The sequence below is a fragment of the Amycolatopsis sp. genome (genome assembly GCF_035276945.1).
Taxonomy (GTDB): domain Bacteria; phylum Actinomycetota; class Actinomycetes; order Mycobacteriales; family Pseudonocardiaceae; genus Amycolatopsis_E.
This window is the reverse complement of the sequence record NZ_DATELF010000014.1, coordinates 1-2,104: the sequence shown is the minus strand read 5'-3', so window position 1 is coordinate 2,104 and position 2,104 is coordinate 1. Positions and strand designations below refer to the sequence as shown.

At 67.9% G+C, this 2,104-nt stretch carries 4 protein-coding genes; all 4 read left to right on the top strand.

What is annotated here, in order from left to right; all coding sequences use genetic code 11:
- Window positions 1–103 precede the first annotated feature (103 nt).
- Window positions 104–424: a hypothetical protein gene (locus VJT49_RS01785; protein WP_324162434.1), complete on the top strand. Its 321-nt coding sequence runs from the start codon at window positions 104–106 to the stop codon at window positions 422–424.
- Window positions 425–626: 202 nt separating this feature from the next.
- A complete protein-coding gene (locus VJT49_RS01780; protein WP_324162432.1) occupies window positions 627–794 on the top strand; it encodes a hypothetical protein in 168 nt (55 codons plus the stop codon).
- Window positions 791–1,096 (top strand): hypothetical protein, encoded by a 306-nt coding sequence (locus tag VJT49_RS01775; RefSeq protein WP_324162430.1) that lies wholly within the window; start codon window positions 791–793, stop codon window positions 1,094–1,096. The genes VJT49_RS01780 and VJT49_RS01775 overlap by 4 nt, the downstream gene beginning before the upstream one ends.
- 1 nt (window position 1,097) lies before the next feature.
- Window positions 1,098–1,886 carry a DUF7221 family queuine tRNA-ribosyltransferase-like protein gene (locus VJT49_RS01770; protein WP_324162428.1) on the top strand — a complete coding sequence of 263 codons (789 nt, stop codon included), beginning with the start codon at window positions 1,098–1,100 and terminating at the stop codon, window positions 1,884–1,886.
- Window positions 1,887–2,104: the final 218 nt, after the last annotated feature.

Below are 2,104 nucleotides of genomic sequence, written 5' to 3'. Positions count from 1 at the left end.
GCCGTTCCGCCGCCCCTGGCCGCCGCGATCCTTCGTCCGCTCATCGAGACCACTGCCGACCAGGCTGCGGCTTGATCCCATCACCAACCCGACTGGAGACACCATGACCACCCCACAAGACCAACCCGGACAGACCGAGCTCGCTGCGGACATTGCCCGCTTGGACGGCGAATGGAACGAGATCACTGGCGACTGGTCGCCACTGTCCAGCGAGTACCTGAAGTGGATGGCGGAGGAGTTGGCCGCCGCCGGGTTCCGTAAGACCCCAGCCGTGGACGATGCCGCCGTTGTGGAGCGGATGGCCGAGGCGATGTCCCGTGCGTTTTATCGAATCTGGCCTGGCACGCACTTCCCGGACACGTGGCGGTCTGTTGCTGAGGCCGGTCTCGTCGCGTTGTCTCGGGACATCGGAGGCCAGCGGTGAGCGACCTTTACCGCCGTATCGAAACGGCGCTCGACACCGACCCGCTCAAGCTTCGGGATGCACTGGCCGAGGTGCTAGCGCTGCATCGATCGGAACCGGGCCCAGATGGAGAGCCGGTCTGCTGGAAGTGCCGTGGGCGAGGCAACGACTGGCCAGACGAGTGGCCCTGCGGAACTGTGCGTGCGATTGAGGAGGCGCTGTCGTGACCGTTCCCGGCCCCCAGCAGCCTCCGAGCCTCACCCAGGTGCGTGCTGAGGCGTACCGCATCCACACCTGCCCTGAGGGCTATGTCGGCCCGTGCTGGGGGCCGACCAAGGCCGATTTGGAGCAGGCCCGCCGGAACCTGACTGGACAGGGGACCTCGAAATGACTGGCTCAGATTGCCGTGGAGAGACGAACGTGCCCGCGCCGGACCTCGCGGATGCCCCGGCCGTGCTGCGGGCCGCTGCGGCGATCCTGGCGGCACGTGGCCGGATCGAGATCCCCAACGCAGCGGACAACGACACCGACCCGGTGGACGCCTCGCCGCTGGCCCGGATCCTCGAAGCGCTCGGCGACAGGGACAGGGCAGGCAGCGAGGAGGACTGCGACTTCGGCCCCAGCAGCCTGCTGTTAGCGGCGCGCGAACTGGCCAACTCGATCCTTGCCGCCACACCCCGACAGGCGACGTGACGTGGAAACCTTCTACCTCGGCACCCACCAGCCGCACTGGCTCGCCACCGCCGACGTGCCGCTGTTCGTGTCCCACCGCCGTCTCGCCGGCCGCAAGACGCTGCCCCGCGCGATCGAGCATTGGGCGCTGGACTCGGGCGGCTTCTCGGAACTCTCGCTCTACGACGAATGGCGAACCACCCCCGGCGAATACGTGGCAGCTGTACGCCGCTACGACGAGGAGATCGGCGAACTCGGGTGGGCCGCGCCGCAAGACTGGATGTGCGAACCCTTCATGACCGCCAAGACCGGACTGTCGGTGCTCGATCACCAGCGCCGCACGGTCGAGAACTTCCTGGAACTCCAGGAGTTGTGGGGCGATGACGCGACCAGCCCGTTCATGCCGGTGTTGCAGGGCTGGGAGCGGGATGACTATCTGCGCTGCCACGACCTGTACGGCGAGGCTGGTGTGGATCTCACCGCCTTCCCGGTGGTGGGCTTGGGGTCGGTGTGTCGACGCCAGGCGACCGGGGCTATCGGCGCGGTCGTCGCAGCCTTGCGCCAGCGTGACCCTGACCTGCCGCTGCACGGGTTCGGGGTGAAGCTCGGCGGGCTACGTACCTACGGGCATCTGCTGATCTCCGCGGACTCGATGGCGTGGTCTTTCGAAGCCCGCCGACACGACCCGCTGCCGGGTTGCACAGGGCACAAGAATTGCGCCAACTGCCTCGCCTACGCCCTCACGTGGCGGGAGCGGGTCGTGTCCATTCCCGAGCCGCCGCAACTGGACTTGTTCGGTGGCGTCGCATGATCACCCCGGGCCCGGTGATGGGGTGGGGGCTACGGCTCGCGGGACTCGGGACGCTTCGGGCGGGGCGGCATCTTCGCTCCGGGACGTGTGCGCCAGCGGCGAACAGATGCACTCCGTGCCGCTGTCGGAGATCCCCGAGGACTGGCGGTAACACCGTGGCTGAGTCTGTTGCGGAGACCGAGCGACTCCGGGAGATCCTTAAGGCTCCGGGCGATGCG